This window comes from Loigolactobacillus backii (assembly GCF_003946275.1).
Lineage (GTDB): Bacteria > Bacillota > Bacilli > Lactobacillales > Lactobacillaceae > Loigolactobacillus > Loigolactobacillus backii.
On record NZ_RHNQ01000123.1, the window covers coordinates 1 to 2,227 of the forward strand.

Sequence of the window (2,227 nt, forward strand, 5' to 3'; positions counted from 1 at the left end):
TAATTGGTGAGGTGATTTTTATTGGATAAACCGGATATTGTTCAAATTAAAATGGATCATTCTGGTTCTCAATCGCGATCTACTATGGCAACAAAAGCCCTGCAAATTAGAGTTGATGCTAATAAATCGGTCGTAGTTTACAATCGAATTAACAACTATATTTTAGAGGCAGTTTTAAAGGCGGTGTTCGCTGGTGATAATTGATCAACGACAGATTCAACAGGTCTTTTTAGTTTGTGGAAAAACCGATTTACGTCGGGGAATCGATGGTTTAGCTGGTGTTATCCAAGATCAATTTGATTTAGATCCATACAATCGCGCCTTATATTTATTCTGTGGAACCAGAAAAGACCGTTTTAAGGCCTTATTTTGGGACGGTGATGGTTTTTTATTACTTTATAAGCGGATCGAAAACGGTCGACTTCAATGGCCGACTGATCAGAATGCACTCCGTAAATTAAATTCTAAACAGTTGACACGATTACTCAGTGGTTGGTCATTAGACGCGACAATTCATCAAACATGTCCGCCTGGACATGAAAGAAGAAAAAATAACTATCCAAATTAGTGTAAGACATGGTAAACTCAATTCAACAAATACGGATTGAGTGGATAAAGCTAATGACACCCGAAGAAGAAATTATAGCGCTACGTAAGCAAGTCGCGGAACTAACTGAAATGGTTGCCTACTTGACTAAAAAAATTTACGGTCAAAAATCAGAACAAATTGATCCTAACCAACTGTCACTACTAGAAGGTAATGACGGTGTTTTTATCACGCCAGAGCAACCTGGCCAACAAAGCGACGCAGATCAAGTACCGGCAAAGAAAAAGCGCAAAAAGACACGGCAAGAAACTCTAAGTCGTGATTTACCAGTAAGAGAAACTGTTATTGATCTACCAACGCAACAATGTGCCTATGGGCACGAGTTGACACCGGTTGGGAAAAAGTTTGTTCGTGAAGAGGTGCATTTCATTCCGGCCAAACTTTATCGAGAACATATTTATACGCAAACCTATAAGTGTTCTGAATGTGAGCTTGAAGCTGGCAGCGCTCATTTGGTGCAAGCCCAAACGCCAGTCGCTTTAATTCCGCATAGTCTCGCCTCGGCTTCGTTAGTCGCGGAGATCATTCATAAAAAGTTTCTATTGGCAACACCACTATACCGACAGTTAGCAGATTGGCAGCGCTTGGGTATTGCGTTATCAGAGGCAACAATCTCAAACTGGATTATCAAAACGAGTCAGTTGGTCGAACCAATTTATAATTTATTACAGCAGCGACTCAGCAACCAACGTTATTTACAGGGTGACGAAACACCGATGCAGGTGTTACGTGAGCCTGGTAAAACAGCAGCCGCTAAATCATATATGTGGGTGGCTAGAACAGTAAAACAAAGTCCGCAGCAAATCATTTTTTATGCTTATGGCAGTACGCGTTCAGGAACCTTTGCGCAAAAGTTATATCGGAACTTTACCGGCATCCTGCAGTGTGATGGCTATACCGGCTATAATCTGTTAGAAAATAGTGTTACGCGTATCGGTTGTTGGGCGCATGTGCGCCGTAAGTTTTACGATGCCACCCAAGCTAATGGTAAGCCAATTAGCAGTGTTCCCTTAGCGCTAATTGACGAGATGTTTGCCTTGGAGCGTCAATGGCAACATTTTTCGCCCCGGGTACGTCGTCGAAGACGCCGTAGTAAAGTGCGTAAATTATTGAAGCGATTCTGGCAGTGGATCGATTCGGCCGACGTATTACCTAAATCACGTTTGGGTAAAGCCGTCACTTACGCGATCGATCAACGATCTACACTAGAGCGGCTAGTCAACGTTGGTATCATGGACTGGAGTAATAATGCGGCGGAGCGCAATATGAAGAGCCTGGTGATTGGTCGAAAGAACTGGCTCTTCAGTACCAGCCAAGCAGGCGCAAGATCAACGGCTATTTGGTTAACTTTAGTGGAAAGTGCTAAAGCTAACGGGCTTGATCCGCGAGGCTATATCACCTATTTATTAAAAACAATGCCCCAACACCCTAGTTTCACCGATTTGGCCCAGCTAGAGGGTTATTTACCATGGAATTATTCTGGGGCAAGACATCAAGATAGAAATAAAGCGTCAAATGAATAGAAGCCAGAAATAGTGGCGTAATGTAAAAGACAAACCGATTTCTCAATTTCGAGAAGCCGGTTTGCCTTTTTTAAACGGTCGATTATTTACTGCTTAC

Annotated in this window: 3 protein-coding genes; all 3 read left to right on the forward strand. The window is 42.4% G+C overall.

The features are described 5' to 3' along the window. The first annotated feature begins 21 nt into the window (after positions 1-21). From EKM61_RS11760 to tnpC, 3 genes are read left to right on the forward strand one after another with little or no spacing between them, the layout of a single operon-like run. Positions 22-204, forward strand: coding sequence for a hypothetical protein (locus EKM61_RS11760; protein ID WP_068222411.1), 183 nt, complete (start codon positions 22-24; stop codon positions 202-204). Beyond that, entirely contained in the window at positions 194-568 is a 375-nt protein-coding gene (gene tnpB / locus EKM61_RS11765) for an IS66 family insertion sequence element accessory protein TnpB (protein ID WP_068222408.1), read from the forward strand. The genes EKM61_RS11760 and tnpB overlap by 11 nt, the downstream gene beginning before the upstream one ends. A 53-nt stretch (positions 569-621) precedes the next feature. Continuing rightward, positions 622-2,130 (forward strand): IS66 family transposase, encoded by a 1,509-nt coding sequence (gene tnpC, locus EKM61_RS11770; protein ID WP_068222405.1) that lies wholly within the window; start codon positions 622-624, stop codon positions 2,128-2,130. The last annotated feature ends 97 nt before the right edge of the window (positions 2,131-2,227 follow it).

Bases quoted from the DNA above. Each gene is read 5' to 3' on its own strand.
- tnpC (WP_068222405.1), top strand. From the start codon at position 622: ATGACACCCGAAGAAGAAATTATAGCGCTACGTAAGCAAGTCGCGGAA.